The organism is Flavobacterium sp. CSZ (assembly GCF_015350725.1).
Classification (GTDB): Bacteria; Bacteroidota; Bacteroidia; order Flavobacteriales; family Flavobacteriaceae; genus Flavobacterium.
In genome coordinates this window covers 170,060-194,205 of the sequence record NZ_JADKPQ010000012.1, presented here as the reverse complement: position 1 = coordinate 194,205, position 24,146 = coordinate 170,060, and the positions used below count along the sequence as shown (strand labels likewise).

The 24,146-nt window shown below is 35.1% G+C and carries 17 protein-coding genes and 1 tRNA gene; 10 read left to right on the top strand and 8 right to left on the bottom strand.

Annotation, left to right across the window (positions count from 1 at the left end):
• Window positions 1-101 precede the first annotated feature (101 nt).
• The 4 genes from IRZ78_RS15420 to IRZ78_RS15405 form a co-directional block, all read right to left on the bottom strand.
• A tRNA-Ile gene (locus tag IRZ78_RS15420) sits at window positions 102-175 on the bottom strand.
• Between the two features lie 146 nt (window positions 176-321).
• The gene (gene mce, locus IRZ78_RS15415; protein ID WP_194617386.1) at window positions 322-726 is read right to left on the bottom strand and encodes a methylmalonyl-CoA epimerase; all 405 of its coding nucleotides are present in this window, start codon (window positions 724-726) and stop codon (window positions 322-324) included.
• Between the two features lie 12 nt (window positions 727-738).
• Complete coding sequence (locus IRZ78_RS15410; protein ID WP_194617385.1) at window positions 739-3,111, bottom strand: hypothetical protein; 2,373 nt, start codon at window positions 3,109-3,111, stop codon at window positions 739-741.
• Window positions 3,071-4,075 carry a hypothetical protein gene (locus IRZ78_RS15405; RefSeq protein WP_194617384.1) on the bottom strand — a complete coding sequence of 335 codons (1,005 nt, stop codon included), beginning with the start codon at window positions 4,073-4,075 and terminating at the stop codon, window positions 3,071-3,073. The genes IRZ78_RS15410 and IRZ78_RS15405 overlap by 41 nt, the downstream gene beginning before the upstream one ends.
• Before the next feature lie 174 nt (window positions 4,076-4,249).
• Between IRZ78_RS15405 and IRZ78_RS15400 the strand changes: the two genes are divergently transcribed.
• The gene (locus IRZ78_RS15400; protein WP_194617383.1) at window positions 4,250-5,938 is read left to right on the top strand and encodes an Ig-like domain-containing protein; all 1,689 of its coding nucleotides are present in this window, start codon (window positions 4,250-4,252) and stop codon (window positions 5,936-5,938) included.
• Here IRZ78_RS15400 and IRZ78_RS15395 read toward each other — a convergent pair.
• A complete protein-coding gene (locus tag IRZ78_RS15395; RefSeq protein ID WP_194617382.1) occupies window positions 5,935-6,702 on the bottom strand; it encodes an amidohydrolase in 768 nt (255 codons plus the stop codon). The two genes, IRZ78_RS15400 and IRZ78_RS15395, sit on opposite strands and share 4 nt — an antisense overlap.
• A 232-nt stretch (window positions 6,703-6,934) precedes the next feature.
• Between IRZ78_RS15395 and IRZ78_RS15390 the strand changes: the two genes are divergently transcribed.
• From IRZ78_RS15390 to IRZ78_RS15355, 8 genes are all read left to right on the top strand, one after another.
• Window positions 6,935-10,090 carry a SusC/RagA family TonB-linked outer membrane protein gene (locus IRZ78_RS15390; protein ID WP_194617381.1) on the top strand — a complete coding sequence of 1,052 codons (3,156 nt, stop codon included), beginning with the start codon at window positions 6,935-6,937 and terminating at the stop codon, window positions 10,088-10,090.
• Between the two features lie 34 nt (window positions 10,091-10,124).
• Window positions 10,125-11,657: a SusD/RagB family nutrient-binding outer membrane lipoprotein gene (locus tag IRZ78_RS15385; RefSeq protein ID WP_194617380.1), complete on the top strand. Its 1,533-nt coding sequence runs from the start codon at window positions 10,125-10,127 to the stop codon at window positions 11,655-11,657.
• Window positions 11,658-11,853: 196 nt separating this feature from the next.
• The gene (locus tag IRZ78_RS15380) at window positions 11,854-13,173 is read left to right on the top strand and encodes a gluconate:H+ symporter (RefSeq protein WP_194617379.1); all 1,320 of its coding nucleotides are present in this window, start codon (window positions 11,854-11,856) and stop codon (window positions 13,171-13,173) included.
• A 4-nt stretch (window positions 13,174-13,177) separates the two neighbouring features.
• Window positions 13,178-13,645: a RidA family protein gene (locus IRZ78_RS15375; protein ID WP_055093883.1), complete on the top strand. Its 468-nt coding sequence runs from the start codon at window positions 13,178-13,180 to the stop codon at window positions 13,643-13,645.
• A gap of 358 nt (window positions 13,646-14,003) precedes the next feature.
• Complete coding sequence (locus IRZ78_RS15370) at window positions 14,004-15,032, top strand: sugar kinase (protein ID WP_194617378.1); 1,029 nt, start codon at window positions 14,004-14,006, stop codon at window positions 15,030-15,032.
• 9 nt (window positions 15,033-15,041) lie between these two features.
• Window positions 15,042-15,689 carry an aldolase gene (locus IRZ78_RS15365; protein ID WP_194617377.1) on the top strand — a complete coding sequence of 216 codons (648 nt, stop codon included), beginning with the start codon at window positions 15,042-15,044 and terminating at the stop codon, window positions 15,687-15,689.
• Between the two features lie 4 nt (window positions 15,690-15,693).
• Complete coding sequence (locus IRZ78_RS15360) at window positions 15,694-16,809, top strand: D-TA family PLP-dependent enzyme (RefSeq protein ID WP_194617376.1); 1,116 nt, start codon at window positions 15,694-15,696, stop codon at window positions 16,807-16,809.
• Window positions 16,810-16,938: 129 nt separating this feature from the next.
• A complete protein-coding gene (locus IRZ78_RS15355; RefSeq protein ID WP_194617375.1) occupies window positions 16,939-18,009 on the top strand; it encodes a membrane dipeptidase in 1,071 nt (356 codons plus the stop codon).
• Here IRZ78_RS15355 and IRZ78_RS15350 read toward each other — a convergent pair.
• Window positions 18,006-18,785 (bottom strand): DeoR/GlpR family DNA-binding transcription regulator, encoded by a 780-nt coding sequence (locus IRZ78_RS15350; protein ID WP_194617374.1) that lies wholly within the window; start codon window positions 18,783-18,785, stop codon window positions 18,006-18,008. The two genes, IRZ78_RS15355 and IRZ78_RS15350, sit on opposite strands and share 4 nt — an antisense overlap.
• A gap of 190 nt (window positions 18,786-18,975) precedes the next feature.
• Between IRZ78_RS15350 and IRZ78_RS15345 the strand changes: the two genes are divergently transcribed.
• A complete protein-coding gene (locus tag IRZ78_RS15345) occupies window positions 18,976-21,279 on the top strand; it encodes a family 20 glycosylhydrolase (RefSeq protein ID WP_194617373.1) in 2,304 nt (767 codons plus the stop codon).
• A gap of 63 nt (window positions 21,280-21,342) precedes the next feature.
• Here the strand turns inward: IRZ78_RS15345 and IRZ78_RS15340 are convergent, their stop codons facing one another.
• Window positions 21,343-22,089 (bottom strand): succinate dehydrogenase/fumarate reductase iron-sulfur subunit, encoded by a 747-nt coding sequence (locus IRZ78_RS15340; RefSeq protein ID WP_083692564.1) that lies wholly within the window; start codon window positions 22,087-22,089, stop codon window positions 21,343-21,345.
• Window positions 22,090-22,134: 45 nt separating this feature from the next.
• Window positions 22,135-24,135 carry a fumarate reductase/succinate dehydrogenase flavoprotein subunit gene (locus IRZ78_RS15335; RefSeq protein WP_194617372.1) on the bottom strand — a complete coding sequence of 667 codons (2,001 nt, stop codon included), beginning with the start codon at window positions 24,133-24,135 and terminating at the stop codon, window positions 22,135-22,137.
• Between the last annotated feature and the right edge of the window lie 11 nt (window positions 24,136-24,146).

Genomic DNA, 24,146 nt, shown 5'->3' with positions numbered 1-24,146 from the left:
ATATTTGATCCACTTTTGAAATCATCCATTTTTCAAAAGCCCATGAATACTGGGTTTGTGTCATATAAAAAAAGCCTCTACATTGCTGTAAAGGCTTTTTGTGGTCCCACCTGGGCTCGAACCAGGGACCACCTGATTATGAGTCAGGTGCTCTAACCAGCTGAGCTATAGGACCGGTTTGAGGATGCAATATTACTACTATTTTTAATTCACTCCAAATATTTTGGGATATGATTTCTAATTAATTTTAAATAATAGCGAGTCCTTTTAGAACACAATTGATTTTCAACCTTTTATTTCACATCTTTAGAAGACATTTTTTTATCTAATTTCCTGACAAAGCTCTACCAAAACCCCATTTGTGTTTTTTGGATGCAAAAAAACTACTAATTTATTATCGGCTCCTTTCTTCGGAACTTCATTTATCAAGACAAAACCTTCGCTTTTTAGGCGAATAATTTCAGCATGGATATCTTCAACATCAAAAGCGATGTGATGAATACCCTCTCCTTTTTTTTCTAAAAACTTAGCAATTGGACTTTGCGGATTTGTTGCCATTAAAAGCTCAATTTTATTGGTTCCGGTTTGAAAAAAAGACGTCAGGACTCCTTCGCTCTCAACTGCCTCTTCTTTATACGACGGAACGCCTAATAATTTTTCGAACAAAACATTAGCATCATCCATATTTTTTACTGCAATTCCGATATGTTCAATTTTATTTACCATCTTAAATATAATTTACTGATTAATATAAGTATTAAAATAACCACATTCGGCGATTACATCCTGATAGTATTTTGTGTCTGAATAATCTCTTTTCAAAGCTTTAAAACCACTCCAGGCTATAAAATTAATTTTATCATCATTTGCTTCCCACCAGTTTTTCAGATCATTATACTTATTATTATAATAGTCGTTACGCTCGCATTTTGCCAGCATATAAATACATTTTGCTTTTTGTTCTTTTGTAGTCGCCGCTTCAAAAGCTTTTTGATAATACATTTTAGGAACATCACAATTGGTAATCATTTTTTTCATTGAATCTCTAAAAGAATACGGATTCGAACCATAACCTACAATACTGATTTCATAAAAAGTTCTGCCGTTCCCAAAATGTGTGATGTTATAAAACGCATTCCCTAACAATAAACTGTTCGTATAAACATCTTCTTTTTGTGCCAGTTTATCCTGCATTGCTTTTATAGTATTCAAAAATTCAAGTTGTGTATATTTCTTTTTTTGATAAGCCGAGTGATCACAATCGTGACAATCTTTAATATTTCCGTTAAACGGATTTCCTAAAAAAGTATAATACTGAACTGAATCTGCTTGCTGAATATATGTAATTGCTTCGGGAATTTTATTTTTGAATGTTGCCTGAACTGCCTGAAAATTATTAATATCTTTCAATTTTAGATAATAAATCCTAGCTCCAATTTTCTCGATTTCAGTTTTATTTGGCTTAGCCAAAAATCCTTTCATATCTAACAAATTCTTTTCGTTATCATAAAAGGCATTTCCACCTCCCCAATAATACAAATTAGAATGAGAATCACCACCAAACAATTCTACCATTACAGGATTTGCTTTCGCTCTATATAATGTAGCCAAATAATTCTTACTCCATTGCGCCGCATTTTGATAACGGAATTCTTGCCCTTTATACGTTTTTGGAAGTTCCTGATACAACCAATTCAAATCGGCCAGGATTGTTTTTTCATTTTTATCAGTAAGTTTATCTATTTTACTCATGTTATTTACAAAACGAAGCAAACGCAATTGATAATTTGCCAATTCAGTCTTCGGCATTGTTTTTTCCGCTTTATTCAAATTGTTGTCTGCGGCAGTATAATCCCCTTTTAAGGTTTGCAGATATCCTAATGAAATATCCCATAAATATGGTTTTTCAGTATTTCCGGCAGCGGCAATTTTAGACACTAAATCGAACGCTTTAGTATTCATTTTAGCTTTATTTGCTTCTCTGTTTTCTGCAACTGTTTGTTTAACAACAGGCGAATTATAATCGTCAGTATTTGTTTTTACCTCAAACGAATTATTTATTGCTTGTTCCTGATTGTTCACTAATCGGGTTAGTAAAAAGTTTAAGTGTTCACTTTTAGGATCTAATTCATAAATTTTTCCGATAGCCTGGGTTTCATCTTTATAATATCCGTGAATTGCCCAAAGTGCTGCTTTTTCTTTATTATTTTTTGCCATTGCCAAAGACTTGTTCCAATCGGCATCATTTTGCGGACGGAAGCTATAAGCTGTAACAACTCTCAATTCAGGACATTTATCAAATACCTGTGCATATAAATAATTGGAAGTCGAATATTTTTTCTGCTGGTAATTTATTCCCGCCACATATGACAGCGCACGATAATACAAAGTATTTTTCACTACCGAAGCTTCGGTTTTATTAAAAAACTCAATTGCTTTTTTCTTGTTGCTGCTATAAAAATAAGCCTTCATAGTAAGAAACCAATACCTGTTTTTCAAGAACGAATCTGAAGTTGTATTATAAACATTCTCTATAGACTGAATCATTTTGAGATCATTAAAAGTTTTTGCCACAACGGGATCATAACTCCAATAATCAGTATTTATCGAAACTGTTTCTATTTTTTGTGCCAAATACAAAAACTCGACAAAACTCTTCACTTTGGCATCTTTTAAAGCAATCTTTTTACCCCATTTTAATGACGTCTGATTCTCTTTTTTATTTTTAAAGAAAACATGAAGTTGTGCAATATCTGTTTTGTTCTGTGGCGCTTTTTTCTCTGAAGAATATCTTGTCGTTTCTTCGCCAATTAAAAAATAATTTACAGTTGTAGTATCGACTTTTCCTTTTAGGTAATTCGACCAATCTGATTTTATATTTTCATTGAAGCGCGAGTTATGCTCGGTATCAAAACCAATTCCGTAAAAAATAGCACCTGATAAAAAAAGTGGCGAATATGATTTATCAGTAAATGTTTCAGGAGTGAAGTTTGAATTATAACCAAAGAAATCCCAGTCATCGCCCCCTCCACAAGCATAAATTATTCCGTATACAGAAAGTAAAGCAGCACTAGAAACAAGAAATAACTTGCTTAAAAATATTCTTTTCATAGTTTTTAATATTGAATTCGTCTAAATCGTAAAATATAATTTCTCTTGGGCGCTGAACTACATTATCATCTAGTTCATCTGCCATTTCTTTTAAATCTTCTGAGGAAATTGCCTCTATTTTAAGCAAATCATTTTCTTCATAAAAAACGCCATTCTTATAATTTGATTTTTTCACCTTAAAAAAAATAGCGTCAATTTTCTCAAAATTAATATCTTTCTGAAGCTCGTTTGCATTTAGTTTGGAACGTAATCCGATCACTTTTTGATTCCTGATATGAACTCCCCAAGAATAAATTGGCAAAGCAAAATCAAGATGCAGTGGATATTTTTTTAAACTCTTCAAATATTTTCCTGCGGTTTCTTGGCTGTAAATAGAATTTTCAGCATCCGGTGCAATTGTACCCATATTATAATACATCAAAACTCCCGAATCGACATTTGGAATTTTTGTTTTCTTAAAATATTTGACCTGATGCAGACGAATTGTTGCCGAAAGTTTTTTCTTCGAGAGTTTTTTAAATTGTTCTATAAATTTAAGATAATTGTCTTTACTTTTTAATGCCCAATCACAATCGATTTGAATTTCCTGATAAGCAATTTTATTCTTAGCATTAATTTCTTCGACCAAATGAACGGTCTTTTGAGCCAGATCATCAATATCGAGATTAGGCAGTGACATGACTTTGTTTTGAATAAAAACTACAGGAACAACATTAAAACCATTGATGTTTTCCTGAAACCGGACGGGACTTATAGGGATTGGTTCTTTAGATTCAGGATACAGACCTATATCAAAATAGCGAATATAAAGCTTACTCACATCATTACCCTTCAAGACTTCTTTCTCGGTTTCAGATAATTTAAAGATGGTTTTCCAATAATAAAAAGCTACGATTGGCTTTTCATTTTTACCACAAGAAATTAGCAAAAGGAATACTAAACCAACGAAAAATCTTTTTGTCAAAACCTGGAAAAATTATATTTGAAATCAAAAGTAAGAAATTATATCGTGGCGATGATTTCAAATTCAAAAAAAATAGAGAAACAAATGAAAGCTGTAAATCCTAATAAATGGATAAAAAATTTCAATTAAAGCAAATATAATCGTTATTTTGTGCAATCAAATTCAGAAAACATTATGTTGAAAAACAACTTCAGATATATTTCATTTTTACTGGTATTTTTAATGTTGAGTTGCGCCAAACGAGGCAGCATTACCGGTGGATTAAAAGATACTCTTGCTCCGGTTTTAAAATATAGTTCTCCAAAAAACATGACTACTAATTTTGAAGGCAATGAAATCATTTTAGGATTTGATGAATACGTAAAGCTTAAAAACCTGAACAAGCAGCTTATTATTTCGCCTCCTATGAAGCATGAGCCGCTTATCTTGCCTACCAATGCAAGTAAAGTTATTACGATAAAAATAAAAGACACTTTACAACCCAACACAACTTACAGTTTTAACTTCGGGCAAAGTATTGCCGACAATAACGAAGGGAATGCCATCAATCAGTTCAAATATATTTTCTCTACAGGACCTTATATTGACTCACTATCTATTAGCGGACAAATAAAAGATGCTTACGAAAAAAACGTAGACAATTTTGTATCTGTAATGCTTTATGAGGTAAATGACACTTTTAAGGATTCTTTAATTTACAAACAAAGCCCTAGATATATCACAAATACTCTGGACAGTTTGAGAACTTTTAAATTAGAAAATTTAAAGGCCGGGAAATATTTATTAGTAGCATTAAAAGACAAAGGCAGCAACAACAGATACAATCCGAAAGATGATAAAATTGGATTCCTCAAACATTATATCACAGTACCAAATGACACTGTATTTGAATTAGAATTATTTAAGGAAGTATTGCCCCTAAAAACATTCAAACCAATTCAGGCATCAGGAAACAGATTATATCTTCCTTATGAAGGAAAACAGGATTTTAAAACTTCTAAACCTAAAATTGTTCTTAAACACGGCAATGACGTTCTAGAAACAATCGTAACCGCTTTTCCTAAAAAAGATTCCCTGCAAGTTTGGTACAAGCCGATAAAAGCGGATTCATTATCAATGGAAGTAAGCAGAGAAAACTTTAATAAAAAGTTCTCTTTTAAAGTAAAAGATCAAAAGAAAGATACTTTGAACATTACGGCATTGCAAAACGGAGTGATTAATTTCAGAGATCGTTTTACATTAGAATCTTCAACACCGTTGGTGAAATTTGACAAATCAAAAATGAGATTAGTCAATAAAGACTCTGTGGCTGTAGACTTTACGACAGAATACGATGAATTTGAACAAAAATTATATGTCGACTTTAAAAAAGAACCAGTCGAAAAATACAATGTTACCTTTTTCCCTGGTGCTTTGACTGATTTCTACGAAAAAACCAACGATACTCTGGCTTATAAATTAACCACAAAAGAACACTCTGATTACGGAAATCTTGTTTTGAATTTGCAAAACGTAAAACGCTTTCCTATAATAGTTGAGGCTACTAATGCAAAAGGAGATGTTGTGTATGCAAGTGATTACTCCGAAGGCAAAACCAAAATGGAATTTAATTTAATGGTTCCCGATAAATTCACCATTCGAATTATATACGACGACAATAAAAACAAAAAGTACGATTCAGGAAACTTTTTGAATAAAACCTACGCAGAAGAAGTCTTTTACTATCAAACAGAAGTTGACGTAAGAACGAATTGGGATGTTGACCAGGCAATTGATTTAAGCGTTCCTTTTAGTCCTGAAGTAGAAAAAAAGAAAATCGAGAAAAAGAAAAAAGAAGACGCCAAAAAGAGAACAGCATTCTAGATTTTAATTTGGAAAATATCTTTATCACTTAAGAAATCAAGTTTTTTTCGAGTTTCCAGCATTGCATTTTTATCTAAATCAACGATAAAAACAGCTTCGGTTTCCTGTGGTTCTAAAATAAAATTCCCCAGAAAATCAACCACTTGCGAATGCCCTACGTGTTCGTAATTGTTTGCGTCCAGTCCTACTCTATTTACACCAACTACATAACTTAAATTCTCGATTGCTCTTGCTTTTAGCAAAGTATCCCAGGCATTGGTACGTACTTTTGGCCAATTGGCCACATATAAAAGCAGGTCATAATTTTCGACATTTCTGGCAAAAACCGGAAACCTTAAGTCGTAACAAACCTGTAAACAAATTTTCCAGTCAAGATATTCTACAATTACTTTCTCTTTTCCGCTTGTGTAAAACTTATCTTCTCCGGCAAGCGAAAACAAATGTCGTTTGTCATAATACTGAATTTCCCCTGACGGAAAAACAAACAACATTCTATTATAATACTTTTCGTTTTCGACAATAATCAAACTTCCCGTAATGGCGAAGTTTTTTTGTTTTGCCAGAGACTGGAGCCACAATACTGTTTCACCCTGCATGCTTTCAGCAACTTCGGGCGCATTCATGGTAAATCCGGTTGAAAACATTTCTGGAAGTACTACCAAATTAACCTCAGCATCGATCTGATTTATTTTCGATTCGAAGCTTTTTCTGTTTTTACAAGCGTCTTCCCAATAAAGGTCTGATTGTATAAGTGCGATTTTCATACTTCAAAAATACGAATTTTAAGATTAAAATTATTTTTTGAAAAAAAGCATTATCTGCAAAATTTTCTCAAAACACCTCGTAAAATCACATATCTTTTGGATATTAAAAATGTTTCACGAAAAAATATTGCAAAAAACATGTACATTTTGCAAAAAATATGCAAATGTGAAAAATAAATTTTTATATTTGATCGCCAATAAAAACCAAAAAAAACATGAAAACCAAAGAATTATGAAAACAAAGCTAATTTCATTAGTGTTTATTGGGGGGATGATCTTCTCAGCAAATGCAAAAGAGGCTGCAATTAAAAAGCACCTTTTTGAACAAAAAAGCAATCAGACAGAAATTTCAGGCCAAGTAGTTGGTCAGGATGACGGAATGCCAATTGCCGGAGCAACAATTTATGCAAAGGGCAATAATAAAATAGCTACCATAACTGACGAAACCGGAAAATTCAAACTAAATGTTCCGGAAAACGAAACTCACATCATCGTTACTTACATGGGTTATGCCTCTTTAGAATATAAATTAGACAATAAACAAGATTTAGTTATAAGCTTAAAACCAGCCGAAAATGTTTTAGATCAGGTTTTGGTAACGGCATTGGGAGTCAAAAAAAGCAGTAAATCTGTAGCATATGCAGTAACAGAACTAAAAGGAACTGAATTTACAAAAGCGAAAGAAACCAATATCGCAAATGCATTAGTAGGTAAAATTGCCGGTGTAAACGTGAGCAGCACCGCAACTGGCCCTAACGGTTCGAGCAGGGTTGTAATAAGAGGTAACGGATCATTAAACGGAAATAACCAGCCGATGTATGTGGTCAACGATTTGCCTATAGACAATACCCAACTAAACTTGCCTGGAATTGGAAACGGACCTGGATCTACCAGAATAAATGTTGACCGAGGTGACGGAACATCAGTAATTAATGCTGATGATATTAAAACCATTACCGTTTTGAAAGGTGGGACGGCCGCTGCATTATACGGTGCAAATGCTGCGAATGGGGTTATTTTAATACAAACCAAAAGAGGATCTGCGCAAAAAGGAATTGGAGTAGATTATAATACTTCATTTACTTTCGAAACTCCATCGATCATACCTGATTGGCAATATGAATACGGTTCAGGAGCAAACGGAAAAAAACCAACAACACAAGCGGAAGCTGTTGCTGCCGGACGTTGGTCCTGGGGTGCTAAATTGGACGGAACAGATGTCGTTCAGTTTGACGGAGTTGCAAGGCCTTATGTAGCTCAAAAAAATAATATCAAGAATTTCTACGAAACAGGAACTACATTCATTAACTCCCTGGCTTTATCAGGAGGAAATGAAAAAGCAACCGGACGTCTTTCTTTTTCGAACATGGACAATCAGGGTGTTGTGCCAAATTCTGATTTTAATCGAAAAAGCATTAACATCGCCAGTAATGTAAACTTAACAAACTGGTTAAAGTTTGATGTTGTAGCGCAATATAATTTAGAGAAATCAAATAACAGAGTTACGGTTTCTGATGCTGAAGCAAATCCAAACTGGGGAACTTACATGATTGCTAATAGTGTTGACATTAGAAATCTTGCTCCGGGATATGATGCAAATGGCGTAGAAGAGGCATGGAATCCTGTTGCGGTGGCTACCAACCCGTATTTTGTAGTTAACAAAATAAAAAACAATGATACTAAAAATCGTTTTATCGGAATGTTGAATGTAAAACTAAACTTTACACCAGAATTATTCCTTCAAGGTAGAATTGGCCAGGATTTTACAGATTATCAGTTCTTTGGATACATCCCAAAAACAACTTTAAACAATCCGATTGGTTACGCACAAGGTTCAAGAGTTAAAATATCCAACCTGAATTCTGAAGCTATTTTAAATTATACCAAGAAAAACATCTATAATAATTTCTCTTTAAATGCTTTAATTGGGGTAAACTCCCGTACTAATTTAAGAGACGAAACCAGATTTGAAGGTTCAAACTTTGTATTAGATGATTTTTATGCGATAAGCAATTTATCTACTCTTACTTATAGCTATCCTTACGGAAAAACCAAAACAAATTCGGTTTATGCTGCAGCAGATTTAGATTATAAAAACATCGTGTTTTTGAACATTACAGGCCGTCAGGATTGGTTCTCTACACTTTCAAAAGATAACAATACAGTATTTTATCCTTCTATTGGAACGAGTATCATTGTTTCAGACATTGTAAAAATGCCGGAATTTATTTCATTTGCCAAACTAAGAACTTCATGGGCTCAGGTTGGTGGAGCAACACCGGATCCTTATGCATTGAACCAATCGTATTCGATGATTCAGGGCGGGCACAATGGTCAGCAATTACAAGGACCAACAAGTTCAAGAGTTCCTAATTCAACTTTAAGTCCGTTGACCTCTACCACATTTGAAATTGGAACCGATTTAGGATTTTTCAATAATCGCTTAAATCTTGATTTTGCTTACTACAACCGCGCCACAACAAATGACATTGTAGAAACTACCATTTCAAACGCTTCAGGATCAAGCACTGCTTTATTGAATCTAGGAAAAATGAGAAACAAAGGGGTTGAAGTTTTATTGAGTGGAAAAATCATCAATTCTGAAAATTTCTCATGGGATGCAAGTTTCAACGGATCTTACAATCAAAACACCGTTGAAGCACTTACAGATCAGTTGAACTCTATTACAATGGCAACATCTGTAAACGGATATGTAACCATAACGAGTGATGTTGGTCGTCCTTACAGTATCATCAAAGGATACAAACCTCGTGTAGATGCAAAAGGAAATACTGTTTATAATGTAAGCGGAGGTTCTGCAACGATAGCACAAGGTCCGCTTGAAGAATTAGGTCAGGGAGTTCATCCTTGGGCAGCAGGAATCAGCAATGAATTCAAATACAAAAACATCTCATTCAGCTTTTTGATAGATGGTAAATTTGGAGGAAGCTTATATTCAGGGACTGATTTATACGGAACTCGTATGGGATTAACAAAATTAACGCTTGAAGGCCGTGAGAACGGATTACCAATAAAAGGGGTTGATACCAACGGAAATCCTGTTGATATGGTGATTGCTCCAGAAAACTTAAGAACGTATTACGACGGTTTAAGAAACATTTCGTCAACGTTTGTTTATGATGCAAGTTTTGTAAAATTAAGACAAATCATTCTGGGGTACGATTTACCTATTCAAAACATCAAAGGATTATCAAAACTTCAGGGAGCTTCTATTTCATTTATCGCACGAAACTTATTCATTCTTTACAAGAAAACACCAAACGTAGATCCGGAATCTGTATTTAGCGCAGGAAATGCTCAGGGTGTAGAACAATTTGGAGTACCAAAAACCAGAAGTTTCGGTTTAAGTTTAAATGTTAAATTTTAAACTCACTTAGTTGCTAATTTTTAAATTAAAAGACATGAAAAAGTTTACCATATTATATATTGCAGGAATACTTTTAGGAAGTATGGCTTCCTGTACTGATGATTTTGAAGAAATCAATACTAACCCCAATTCTGTTGACAAACCAAACCCGAATTTCGTTTTTAGTAAAGCACAACTTGACGGTTTAAACAACAATTACTTCTTTACCAATATTCTCGAATGTGGCGGAATGATTCAACATTATGCTACTTACAAAGAAGCTTCGGGTGTGGGTGACAAATATTTAAGCAATGAAGTTTACTTTTCAGCTTATTTCAATCAATTGTATCCAACTGCTTTAAACGAAACTGAAATTGTAATTAATGCCTTAAAAGCAAATCCTAATGACAGCAACAAACTTAATATTGCCAGAATCTGGAGAGCTTATTTATACCATAGAACTACAGATTTATATGGAGACATTCCATATTCAGATGCTGCGAGAGCAATTAGCACACAAGTTTTTCTTCCAAAATATGATTCTCAGGAATTCATCTACAAAGATTTACTAAAAGAACTGGATGAAGCTGCAACTGCATTAGATCCTGCGAAACCAAGTTTTGGCAAAGCCGATTTTATTTATGATGGAGATGTCGCAAAATGGAAAAAATTCTCTTACTCTCTAATGCTTCGTTTAGGATTGAGATTAAGCAAAGTTGATCCTGCATTATCAAAAACCTGGGTAACCAAAGCCATTGCCGGAGGAGTTATCCTTAACGGAATTGATAATGCCATTATGAAATATACTGACGGACCAAATGATTTCAACAGAAACCCGGTTGGTTTCGATGCCAGAAGACAAGATTTTACAGCAGGATCGTATGGTCAAAAAAATGTTGAAGGAGGAAAACTAGCCCAAACATTCATCGATTTATTAAAAGATACTGCCGATCCGAGAATTAGTGTCTATTCAGGAGTTTGGCAGGGAACGGTTCAAAACACCACTCTTGCAGTTCAAAAAGGTTTTCCTAACGGAACAAAAATAGCACCAACACCTGTTGAACAAGCCACTTATTCTGAACCTAACCAAAGCACAATTCTTAAATTTGATGCGCCACTTGTACTTTTAAGCAATGCAGAAACAAATTTATATTTAGCCGAAGCTGCTGCAAGAGGTTGGTATACAGGGGAAACTGATAAAGATCTATACGAAAAAGGAGTTAAAGCATCTTTCCTGAACATGGGAATTTATGGTGCCAGTTATGCTATCCCGGATGCAACTGCTTATTTAACGCTTAACCCATATAATGCAGCAGGATCATTTGAAGCTAAAATGAATCAAATTCATACACAGATTTACGTAGCATTATTTGTAGACGAGCAAGAAGTTTATGCCAACTGGAGAAGAACAGGATATCCTGTTTTAGTTCCTGTAAACTTTCCCGGTAACGTTACAAACGGCACAATTCCAAGACGTTTGAAATACTCCACCAGCGAATATTCAGTGAATTCAATTAACTTAGCAGAAGCGGTTAAACGTCAGGGCGAGGATAGTTTTACAACCAGAATCTGGTGGGATAAACAATAATACAAATCAAGAGTTGAAATGTGCCTTTAGGCACTTAATATTGGTAATTATAAAGTTTCAAATTCATTGGCGTGCCGCAGGTACGCAACAAAACAATAACTATTACGTACCTACGGCACGCCATACATTGAGATTCATTTTTTACCAATATTAAGTGCCTAACGGCACAAATTAAGACTCTTAATACAAAAGATAAATGAGCATTTTAATTCTTACGGCATGCATTGCGTTTTTAATCATTCAGATAGCTTGGCTTAAAATCAATCCGTTTATTGCCTTTATCATAACAGCTTTATTAGCCGGCCTTTTTTTAGGTCTGCCAATAGCTACTTTGTCTCAAACCGTACAAAAAGGTTTAGGCGAAATGTTAGGATCTATTACTCTGATTATCGTTTTCGGAACCTGTATTGGTAAACTTACCGTTTCATCAGGCGCCGCCAATGTCATTGCCAAAACTGTTATGGGATGGACGGGCAAAAAATACGTTCGCCTTGGCTTAATGATTACCGGATTTATTGTTGGGATACCGCTATTTTATAGTGTTGGATTTGTTTTGTTAGTTCCATTAATCTTCTCAGTAGCCCATCAATTCAAACTGTCAAAAGTATATCTGGGAATCCCAATGCTGGCATCGCTTTCAGTAGCACACGGTTTTTTGCCGCCACATCCCTCTCCAATGGCTTTAAGCAGTATTTTAAAAGCTGATATTGGACTAGTTTTAGTCTACGGAATCATCATTGCGATTCCAACAATTTTTATTGCGGGTTTGTTATTTTCGAATTTATTAAAAAACATCAAAACCGAATCGGATCATGAAATCCTGAATGTCGAAGAAATAGCTAACGAAGGCAAACAACCTAGTTTTTCTCTTAGTTTATTCTCCGCCTTATTTCCGGTTTTTGGCTTAACGCTGACATCGATATTACCTATGATTTCACAAAATGAAACAGTAGCAAATATTTGCAAAACAGTTGGAGAACCAAGTATGATTATGCTGATTTCTTTATTGATTTGTACCTATACATTAGGAATCAGAATGAACAGAAGCATCACATCAGTAATGGATGATTATGCCGTTGCGATAAAAGATGTGGCTCTTATTGTTCTAATTGTTGGTGGAGCCGGAGGTTTAAAAGAAGTAATGATCGTAAGCGGCGTAAACGAAACTATAGTAGTAACTTTAACACAAATTAACATTCATCCATATTTATTGGCCTGGATGATGGCGGCAATCATACGCGTTTGTGTTGGTTCTGCTACAGCAGCCGGATTAATGACTGCCAGCGTTTTATTACCTTTACTACAAACCACCGGACTCGACCCTAACTTATTGGTTTTATCCGTAGGAGCCGGAAGTTTAATGTGTTCTCACGTAAACGATCCAAGCTTCTGGATGTTCAAAGAATATTTTAATATCAGCCTAAAAGACACGTTCAAATCATGGACCGTCATGGAATCTCTAGTATCTGTTTTAGGAATCATTTTCGTTTTTATTTTAAACTCTATAATACATTAATATCATGAATTTATTACCACAAGAAAAATTTGAAACACTTGGTTTGTCTCTTCCGCCGGCGCCTCAGCCATTAGGAATATATAAACCCTATTTAGTTGATGGTAAATATTTATACCTTTCAGGTCACGGGCCTGTTAACGACGACAAATCCCTAATCATTGGCCGAATTGGCGATGACATGGATATCGAAGAAGGAAAATTAGCAGCAAGACAAGTCGGTTTAACCATGCTATCTACAATTGTAACCAATTTCGGGAGCCTGAATAAAGTAAAACGTGTTATAAAAGTTTTAGGAATGGTGAATTGTAATGGCGAATTCTTGAGACATCCGTATGTAATAAACGGTTGCAGTGAATTGTTTGCCGAAGTTTGGGGACAAGAAAACGGAATTGGCGTAAGAAGCGCCGTAGGAATGGGTTCTTTACCAGACAATATTCCTGTTGAAGTTGAAGCTGTTTTCGAATTATTTTAGATTAAAGAATTTAGCCCACAGATTTTACAGATTAAACAGGTTTGCACAGATTTATTTTTTTGCCACGAATTTCACGAATTAGCACGAATTATTTTTACGCATCGAATTAGTGAAAATTCGTGAAATTGGTGGCGACAATAAACTATAACAAAATTTTCAAACACATAGAAACATAGATTTTACTTGAATACTAGAAGTAAGTAAAAAAGCTAGCTTTTACACATAGCCATGTTTGTTAATGCAAGTGAAACGCCTTTTATACGATTTCAAAAACTATGTCTCTATGTGTTAAAAAAAATTAAGCGCTACATTTAAAAATCATTTTAATCCATATAATCTGTGGCAAAAAACAAAAAATATGAATACAACACCACAAACTAGAATTGCAACTTTTGGAGAATTATTACTTCGAATGAGCGTTGCAGATGGAAACCGATTTACGCAAGCCAATGAAATAAAAATTCATGTTGGCGGTGCCGAAGCAAATGTTTGTGTTTTACTTTCCCAACTCGGGATTCAAACCGATTATATTACACGATTACCCGAAAATGATTTGGCTCAACTGGCTTTAAACGAACTTCAAAAATACAAAGTCAATACTTCAAAATGTGTGTATGGCGGAGAACGTTTGGGATTGTATTTTGTAGAAGCCGGAAATCAAATCAGGCAATCGCAGGTTATTTATGATAGAAGTAATTCTTCGTTCGCAACTATCGAAAAAGATCAAATTAATTGGGATTTGGCTTTCGCCGATGTTATGCATTTTCATTGGTCAGGAATAAGTCCCGGAGTTTCTGAAGAAGCAGGTTTAGTTTGTAAAGAAGCGATTTTGGCAGCACACAAAAAAGGTTTGCCTATTTCTTCTGATTTTAACTTTCGATCAAAATTATGGCAGTACGGAAAACATCCATCTGAAATTATGCCTGATTTGCTTCAATACAGCACGATTACAGTGGCTGATTTAGACGCGATTGAAATTTATTTCGGAATCAAAACCGATAAAAACGAATCAGATGAAAATCGCTTTCAGAAAACATTCGAATTATTAAAAGTAAAAATGCCTTATCTAAAAACACTGGCAATGAGTTTTAGAAAATCAAATGGACCGGCACATTTATACAAGGGATTACTGATTCATGAAGGTAATTTTAACCAAACACAAGAACACAAAATACATGTTATAACAGACCAAATTGGTTCCGGAGATGCTTTCAACGCAGGATTATTATACGGATTATCGAATCAATTATCCGGACAGGAATGTATCGAATGGGCAACGGCCTGTGGCGTAATCAAACAGAGTATTCACGGAGATTTTGCTATAACAAATCTCGACGAAATAAGTCATTTTATTAAAAATGGCTCAAGTAATAGAATTAACAGATAAATAAAGAATATGTACAGCATTTTAAAAGCACAAGGCGTACTTCCGTTAGTCACACAAATCAATATTGAAACAGCCCAAATTGTATTGCAATCGGCGGCTGATGCTGGCATAAAAATTATCGAGTTTGCTGCTCGTGCAGATAATGCTAAAGAAGTTTTTACTCAAATGATTGCCTTTAAAAAAGCCAATAATTTAGATGTAAAAATAGCCGTTGGCTCTATTTTAAGTGTCGATGATGCTGAAGCTTTTCATCAGTTGGGAGCAGATTGCATTGTTTGCCCTCACACTGATTTAGAAATTGGGAATTACTGTTTTAAAAATAATATTTACTGGATTCCAGGAGCTGCAACATTAAACGAAATTCTTCATGCTAATAAATTAGGAGCCGAAATCGTAAAACTTTTTCCTGCCGATAAAATTGGCGGTCCTGGATATGTAAAAGCCATTAGAGCACCTTTTCCTAATTTAAAAATAATGCCAACCGGAGGCGTAACGCTCGAAGAAAGCAATTTAAAATCATGGTTCAAATCCGGAGTGGTTTGCGTGGGAATTGGTTCTAATTTATTTTCGAAAGAAATGCTTTTGAATTTAAATTATGAGCAATCATTACAGGCTTTTCAAAGTTTAATTGAAGTTGTAGAAAAAATCAGAAACTAAAGTTATGCAAAACAATTGGTGGAAAATTAATTCCGAAATCCGCATTGACACGCCATTTTTAGCTGTTTACGAAGATCGTATTCAGGCAAATATCGAGCGTTTGATTGAATCAGTAAATGGCGAAACTCAAAAATTAAGACCTCACATCAAGACGCATAAAATTGGTGAGATTTTGGATTTGTTCAAAACCTACAACATCAATAAAATAAAATGTGCCACTATTGCTGAAGCTGAATTGGCTGCCATACATGAAATTCAGGATGTACTTCTCGCCTATCAGCCTGTTGGCGCTAAAAAAGAGAGATGGATTGCCTTGATTCAGAAATATCCCAATGTTGCTTTTTCGACTATTATTGACAATTTAGATTCGGCGAAAGCATTAAATGAAAGTGCCGAGAAAAACAATCTGAAAATTACCATTTATCTCGATTTAAATACCGGAATGAACAGAACTGGAATTTCGGTTTCTAAAAACTGGAAAGGTTTAATCGATGAAATTGTTCTATTAAAAAACATTCATTTTGCAGGAATTCATATTTACGACGGTCATTTAAAAGGAGATTTAGAACATCGGTTTGATACCGCTTCAAATTTATTTTTTAGCATAAATGAAGAAATTCAGGCGATTAATAAAAAAGTGGGTTACGAATTAAAAATTGTCGCCGGCGGATCGAACACTTTTCCGTTTTATGCAACTCAGGAAAACGTAGAATGCAGTCCCGGAACTTTTGTTTTTTGGGATTCTAATTACCAGATTCATTTACCGGAACAGCATTTTGAACCGGCTTTGGTTATCGTTGGAACCATAATTTCAAAACCAACGAGCTCTACTTTTTGTATTGATATAGGATACAAAGCCGTAGCTTCTGAAAACCCGATCGATAAAAGATTAGTTATTCTTAATGATAAAAACCTAATCCCGACGGCACATTCAGAAGAACATTTAATTATAGAAAACAGAGGAAATAACGAGTATGCTATTGGTGATACCATTTATTCCCAGCCGTATCATGTTTGTCCAACTTGCGCCCTTTACGATTCAGTTCAGGTTGTGAATTCGGAACATGAAATTTGCGATCAATGGCTGGTTGTTGCCCGCAGCAGAAAAATTAATATCTAGCAGCAGAAAAAGTAGAATAAAGAAAAAAGAATAGAAAATAGAGCGAAGAAGAAAGAGAATAGACCTCATAATAACACTTGTCTAGAGAACCTCTGAGCCTTTGAACCTTTGTGACTTAAAAAAAATAATATGTTTATAATAGACGCCCATTTAGACCTGAGCATGAATGCGATGGAATGGAATCGAGATTTAAGAAATGACGTACCAACTTTGCGTCATCTCGAAAAAGGAATGACGGACAAACCAGATCGCGAACGCGCAACGGTTTCATTTCCGGATTTACGACGCGGTAATATTGGTATTGTTGTCGCCACTCAAATTGCACGATTTGTAAAACCGGACAGTATTATTCCGGGTTGGAATTCTCCTGAACAAGCCTGGGCACAAACACTAGGTCAGCTTGCGTGGTACAAAGCGATGGAAGAATCCGGAGAAATCACAGCAATTACCGATAAAAAATCATTACTAAAACAAATTGATTTATGGAATGACGGAACGCCAAACGATAAAAAACCTATTGGTTATATTTTGAGTTTGGAAGGCGCAGATTCTATTATTGATGTTTCGTATTTAGAAAAAGCATATAATTACGGATTGCGCGCGATTGGTCCTGCACATTACGGACCCGGACGTTACGCAAACGGAACAGACGCAACCGGAAAAATGAACCAAAACGGTCTTGATTTATTAAAAGAAATGGAGCGTTTGAATATTATTCTGGATGCAACACATTTATGCGATGATGCTTTTTGGCAAGCTTTAGATCATTATCAAGGGCCAGTTTGGGCAAGTCATAACAATTGCAGAAGTCTGGTGGATCACAATCGTCAATATAGCGATGAAATGATTCAAGCGTTAATTTCTCGTGGAGCCGTTATTGGCGGTGCTTTAGATGCCTGGATGTTGGTTCCAAATTGGGAAAGAGGCGTTTCGACACCAAAAGCTACCAATTGCAATCTTGAAACAGTTTTCAAACACATGGATCACATTTGTCAATTGGCCGGAAATGCCAATCATATTGGTGTAGGTTCAGATTTGGATGGCGCTTTTGGTACAGAACAAGGTCCGTATGATTTAGACACCATTGCCGATTTGCAAAAATTGGTTTTGATCTTTAAAAACAACGGCTATTCTGATGAAGATTTAAATAAAATCTTTCACCAAAACTGGATCAATTTCTTAATGAAAAATTGGGATTAAATAAAAACTAAACTTGGAACTGCCTTCTTATACGACTGTAATTTTTCGTCGGTTGGATCAACTTCTGTAACCACATAATTAACCTCGGATAAGTTGGCAATTTTCATTTTTAGAACCGTATCGAGTTTTTCAGAAATAGTCAAAATAGCGGTTTTTTCAGAAGCCTGAATCATCGCTTTTTTTACCTGAACGGTTTCCCAATCAGAATCTGAGAAACCACCTTCGATATCTAAGGCATTGGTACCTAATATTAATAAATCAACTTTAATATTCGCCAATTGATTATAGACATCGCCGCTCACACACATTTGGCTGTAAGATGAAATACTGCCGCCAATCATGATAATTTTAACATTGGGTTTGTCCAGAAGTTCCACCGCAGATAAAACGGTAACAGTAAAAATAGTAAGATTTAAATCATCAGGAATTAAGCGGATGAATTCACGAATAGTAGTTCCGCCGCCAATCAACAAAACCATTCCGTCATGAAGTAAATCTAAGGTTTTTTGCGCAATGATTTGTTTTGATTCTCCTGCATAAGTTTGATTATTAGCCGAAGAATGGTGATAGGCTTTTGTCATCGCACCACCTTTTACCTTAATCAATAAAGATTCTGATTCAAGTTCATTTATATCACGTCTTACCGTATCTTCTGAAACAAATAATTTTGCAGAAAGTGTTTCAAAACTTACACGAGTATGCAAGTTAATCTCCTTTAAAATAAGATTTTTACGTTCTTCCTTAGTGTAATTAACCACTTCATTATCATTACTCATGCAAATTCAATTTTATTGAAGCAAATGTAAACAATAAATGCAATATTATTGCGAAACAAATTATAACACAATGCAATAAAAAAGTTAATTCATCTATTTTAAAGACATTTAAACAAAAAATCATTTTGCAAAAAAAATGCAAACTAATTTACAAACCCTAAATTTGTTTAACAAAACAAAAAAAACAACCATGCAAAAAAGCCTATTCCTCTTTTTAATATTTTGTTTTTCTTTCGGAAATGCTCAAACCTCTTTTGTAAACAATACTATTATTCCTGCTCCCAATTCATACAAAGCAACACGAGATAGTATTCGTTTAAACGGACAGATAAAGTTTACTTTTGAAAAAAACAAATTCAGCGCAAGAGAACTTAAAACCGCTCAAATTTTCGAGTCGGCTATAAACTCGAATACTTCAAACAAAAAAAGCAACATTGAAGTTTTATTCATTACTAAAAACCCGGCTGAATCTTTAAAAAAAGAAGCTTATAAAATTGTTATTACTCCAAAAAAGATTACCGTTACCGGAAGTGAAGAAGGATTATTTTATGCCGTTCAGAGTTTATTACAGCTTTTACCCAACAAACCAAAAAGTCAGGAAATAAAATTGCCTTGTGTGACCATCGAAGACGAGCCCAGATACAACTACCGCGGGCTTCACCTAGATGCTTGTCGTCATTTTTTCTCTGTTGATGTTATAAAAGATTTTATAGCACAAATGGCTAGTTATAAATTAAATAACTTTCATTGGCACTTAACAGACGATCAGGGATGGAGAATTGAGATAAAAAAATATCCAAAACTAACTGAAGTAGGTTCGAAAAGAGCACAAACTTTAGTGGGAAATAAATTTGAAAGATCACCTTATTTTTTTGACGGAAATCCCTACGGAGGATTTTACACTCAGGAAGAAATTAAAGACGTGGTGAAATTTGCAGAAGAACATTATGTGAATATCATTCCCGAAATCGAAATGCCTGGACACGCAACAGCAGCTGTTACCGCTTATCCTAATTTATCTTGTTTTCCCGATCGCCAATATAAAGTGATAGAATATTGGGGTATTTTTGATGATATTTTCTGCGCAGGAAAAGAAGAAACTTTTACTTTTTTAGAAGATGTCCTGACCGAAGTGATGGATCTATTTCCAAGTAAATACATTCATATTGGTGGAGACGAATGCCCAAAAACAAGATGGAAAGAATGTCCGAATTGTCAAAAGAGAATCAAAGATTTAGGATTGAAAAACGAACACGAATTACAAAGTTACCTCACTACCCGAATCGAAAAATTCCTGAATGCAAACGGAAAACAAATTTTAGGCTGGGACGAAATGCTCGAAGGTGGGCTTGCGCCAAATGCGGCTGTAATGTCATGGCGAGGCGAAGCCGGAGGAATTAGCGCTGCAAGACAAAAACATAATGTAATCATGAATCCGGAACAAGTTTTATATCTGGATTATAACCAGGGATATTCTCCGCAAGAGCCTTTAACAATTGGAAGATTAACCACGGTTGAAAAAATGTACAACTACAATCCAACGCCTGTTGATAGTTTAACCGTTGAGGAACAAAAGTACATTATAGGTGTGCAATCTAATCTTTGGTCTGAATACTTAACAAGTCCGGCGAAGTTAAATTACATGATTTATCCGCGCGTATTTGCTTTGTCCGAAATTGCCTGGACACAACCTCAAAATAAAAATTACAATCATTTTATTTTAAATCAAATTCCATATCATTTAGAAAAACTGGAAGCACAAAAAAGATTGTACAAAGTTCCGAGTCCTTTTGGTTCTAATGAAACAGCTTTTATTACTTCAAAATATGTTTTGGATTTAAAACCAACGATCAAAAACGGACAAATCTTCTACACAATTGATGGATATAATCCAGATGAAACGGCTGAACTTTACACCAAACCGGTAACGATAAATATCCCAAAAGGAGAATTCAGAACCATTAAAACCGTTCAGATTAGTCCAAGCGGAAGACGAAGTTCTATTAGTAAAATATTGATTAAAAATCCGGAATTAAAATCGGCTTTAGCCATAAAACCAACTAAGAAAGGTTTGAAATTCGATTATTATATCGGAACATTATTCCAGCAAGTTCAGGATTTAGATTTAGCAAAACCTGTTAATTCAGGCATTTTTGAAGGCGCAATAAGCAGTGAAAAATGGAAGACGAAAACAGAGCGTTATATCGGCTTAAAATTCGATGGATACATCTTTATTCCTGAAACGGCAAATTATACAATTTCGACGCTTTCAGATGACGGATCGAAGCTTTTTATCGATAATGAATTAGTTGTGAATAACGACGGAATTCATTGGCTCAACGAAGCGTATGGAGCAGTAAAACTCGAAAAAGGTTTCCACAAAATAAACATTGATTATTTTGATCAGATTGGCGGAACTACTTTAACGTGTTTCATTCAGCAAGAAGGAAAAGAAAAACAAGAAATAAGTGCTTCGCAATTGTATTACGAATAAGACATAAAAAAAGGTTCCGACGATCGGAACCTTTTTTTTATTTAAAACTAAAAGTAATTCAAATTATCCTTTCAAACTTGCAGATAAATACTCACGGTTCATACGCGCGATATTTTCAAGTGAAATTCCTTTTGGACATTCGATTTCACAAGCACCTGTATTTGTACAGTTACCAAAACCTTCTAAATCCATTTGGTGTACCATGTTTAAAACACGATCAACTGCTTCAACTTTACCTTGAGGTAATAATGCATATTGAGACACTTTTGCTCCAACGAACAACATTGCTGATCCGTTTTTACAAGTTGCAACACAAGCTCCACAACCAATACAAGCTGCAGCATCAAATGATTTATCTGCATCGTGTTTGTTAATCGGAATTGTATTTGCATCAATTGTATTACCTGAAGTATTTACCGAGATAAATCCTCCTGCATGTTGAATTCTGTCAAAAGAACTTCTGTCAACAACTAAATCTTTAATTACCGGGAAAGCTTTTGCTCTAAATGGCTCGATAAAAATCGTGTCACCATCTTTAAACATACGCATGTGTAACTGACAAGTAGTTACTCCTCTGTCTGGTCCGTGCGCTTCTCCGTTGATGAATAATGAACACATTCCGCAGATTCCTTCACGACAATCGTGGTCAAATGCTACTGGCTCTTCTCCTTTGTTGATCAATTGTTCGTTAAGAACATCAAGCATTTCAAGGAAAGACATATCTGGTTCGATTCCGTCGATTGGGTAATCAACAATTCCCCCTTTATCTTGGGCGTTTTTTTGACGCCATATTTTTAATGTAAGTTTCATTTTGTATAAGTTTTAAGTATCAAAAAGTATATCAACTTTTAAATACTATTTGTAGCTTCTTTGAACTAATTTAATGTTTTCGTAAACCAGAGGTTCTTTGTGTAATACTGCATCGCTTGGTTTTCCTTTGTATTCCCAAGCTGCAACGTATGCAAAGTTTTCGTCATCACGAAGTGCTTCTCCTTCTTCTGTTTGGTATTCTTCACGGAAGTGACCTCCACAAGATTCATTACGGTGTAATGCATCTTTCGCGAACAATTCTCCTAACTCTAAGAAATCGGCAACACGTGTCGCTTTCTCTAATTCCTGATTAAATTCGTTAGCGCTTCCAGGAACTTTTACATCTTTATAAAACTCTTCACGTAAAGCAGCAATTTCTTCGATAGCTTCAGTCAAACCTTTAGCATTACGAGCCATACCTACTTTATCCCACATGATTTTTCCTAATTTCTTATGAAAATAATCTACAGAATGAGTTCCTTTATTATTGATAAATCTGTCGATTTGATCTTTTACTTCTTTTTCTGCTGCTAAGAATTCTGGCAAATCTGTAGAAATTTCTCCCATTTTAATGTCCGGAGCTAAATAATCTCCAATAGTATAAGGTAATACGAAATATCCATCAGCTAAACCTTGCATCAAGGCAGAAGCTCCAAGTCTGTTTGCTCCGTGATCAGAGAAGTTAGATTCTCCAATAGAGAAACATCCAGGAATTGTAGTCATTAAGTTATAATCAACCCATGTTCCACCCATTGTGTAGTGAACCGCAGGGTAAATCATCATTGGTGTTGTATAAGGATCTTCGTCAACGATTTTGTAATACATCTGGAATAAGTTTCCGTATTTACTTTTCACGATTTCAGCTCCTAATTTAGTTACCAAAGCCGCATCGTTTGCATCTAAACCTTTTACGAAAGCTTCTTCTGTTCCGTAACGTTTAATTGCAGCAGCAAAATCTAAGTAAACAGCTTCTCCTGTTTTGTTAACACCAAAACCAGCATCACATCTTTCTTTTGCAGCACGAGACGCAACGTCACGAGGTACTAAGTTACCAAAAGCAGGATATCTTCTTTCTAAGAAATAATCTCTTTCAGCTTCAGTTAAATCAGTTGCTTTTTTCTTTCCTTCACGGATCGCTTTAGCATCTTCTTGTTTTGCAGGAACCCAAATACGCCCGTCATTACGTAACGACTCAGACATCAAAGTCAGTTTTGACTGGTGATCTCCTGAAACCGGAATACAAGTTGGGTGAATTTGTGTGTAACAAGGATTTGCGAAAAACGCTCCTTTTTTATGAATTTTCCAAGCTGCTGTTGCGTTACTTCCCATAGCATTTGTTGACAAGAAAAATACGTTTCCGTATCCTCCAGAACCAATTACTACCGCGTGAGCAGAATGTCTTTCTATTTCTCCAGTGATTAAGTTACGAGCGATAATACCTCTCGCTTTTCCGTTCACGATTACAATGTCAAGCATTTCGTGACGGTTGTACATTTTTACTTTACCACGACCAATCTGACGGTTCATTGCAGAATAAGCTCCTAACAATAATTGTTGACCCGTTTGTCCTTGTGCGTAAAAAGTACGAGAAACCAAAGTTCCTCCAAAAGAACGGTTATCTAATAATCCACCATATTCACGAGCCAATGGCACCCCTTGAGCCACACACTGGTCGATAATATTAGCAGAAACTTCAGCCAAACGGTGAACGTTTGCCTCACGTGCACGGTAGTCACCTCCTTTTACAGTATCATAAAATAATCTGTAAACTGAGTCACCGTCACCTTTATAATTTTTTGCTGCATTGATACCACCTTGTGCTGCAATAGAGTGCGCACGTCTTGGTGAATCCTGAAAACAAAATGCTTTTACGTTATATCCCTGCTCAGCCAAAGTTGCCGCAGCTGAACCTCCAGCCAAACCTGTACCAACAATGATAATATCTAAATTACGTTTGTTTGCAGGGTTTACTAAATTAATATGATCTTTATAATCTGTCCATTTGTCCGATATTGGGCCGTGTGGAATTTTTGAATCTAATGCCATTATAATTTATA

Coding starts and splice junctions, on each gene's coding strand:
- mce (WP_194617386.1), bottom strand. CDS start 726: ATGGTAAATAAAATTGAACATATCGGAATTGCAGTAAAAAATATGGAT.
- IRZ78_RS15410 (WP_194617385.1), bottom strand. CDS start 3,111: ATGAAAAGAATATTTTTAAGCAAGTTATTTCTTGTTTCTAGTGCTGCT.
- IRZ78_RS15400 (WP_194617383.1), top strand. CDS start 4,250: ATGTTGAAAAACAACTTCAGATATATTTCATTTTTACTGGTATTTTTA.
- IRZ78_RS15395 (WP_194617382.1), bottom strand. CDS start 6,702: ATGAAAATCGCACTTATACAATCAGACCTTTATTGGGAAGACGCTTGT.
- IRZ78_RS15390 (WP_194617381.1), top strand. CDS start 6,935: ATGAAAACAAAGCTAATTTCATTAGTGTTTATTGGGGGGATGATCTTC.
- IRZ78_RS15385 (WP_194617380.1), top strand. CDS start 10,125: ATGAAAAAGTTTACCATATTATATATTGCAGGAATACTTTTAGGAAGT.
- IRZ78_RS15380 (WP_194617379.1), top strand. CDS start 11,854: ATGAGCATTTTAATTCTTACGGCATGCATTGCGTTTTTAATCATTCAG.
- IRZ78_RS15375 (WP_055093883.1), top strand. CDS start 13,178: ATGAATTTATTACCACAAGAAAAATTTGAAACACTTGGTTTGTCTCTT.
- IRZ78_RS15370 (WP_194617378.1), top strand. CDS start 14,004: ATGAATACAACACCACAAACTAGAATTGCAACTTTTGGAGAATTATTA.
- IRZ78_RS15365 (WP_194617377.1), top strand. CDS start 15,042: ATGTACAGCATTTTAAAAGCACAAGGCGTACTTCCGTTAGTCACACAA.
- IRZ78_RS15360 (WP_194617376.1), top strand. CDS start 15,694: ATGCAAAACAATTGGTGGAAAATTAATTCCGAAATCCGCATTGACACG.
- IRZ78_RS15355 (WP_194617375.1), top strand. CDS start 16,939: ATGTTTATAATAGACGCCCATTTAGACCTGAGCATGAATGCGATGGAA.
- IRZ78_RS15350 (WP_194617374.1), bottom strand. CDS start 18,785: ATGAGTAATGATAATGAAGTGGTTAATTACACTAAGGAAGAACGTAAA.
- IRZ78_RS15345 (WP_194617373.1), top strand. CDS start 18,976: ATGCAAAAAAGCCTATTCCTCTTTTTAATATTTTGTTTTTCTTTCGGA.
- IRZ78_RS15340 (WP_083692564.1), bottom strand. CDS start 22,089: ATGAAACTTACATTAAAAATATGGCGTCAAAAAAACGCCCAAGATAAA.
- IRZ78_RS15335 (WP_194617372.1), bottom strand. CDS start 24,135: ATGGCATTAGATTCAAAAATTCCACACGGCCCAATATCGGACAAATGG.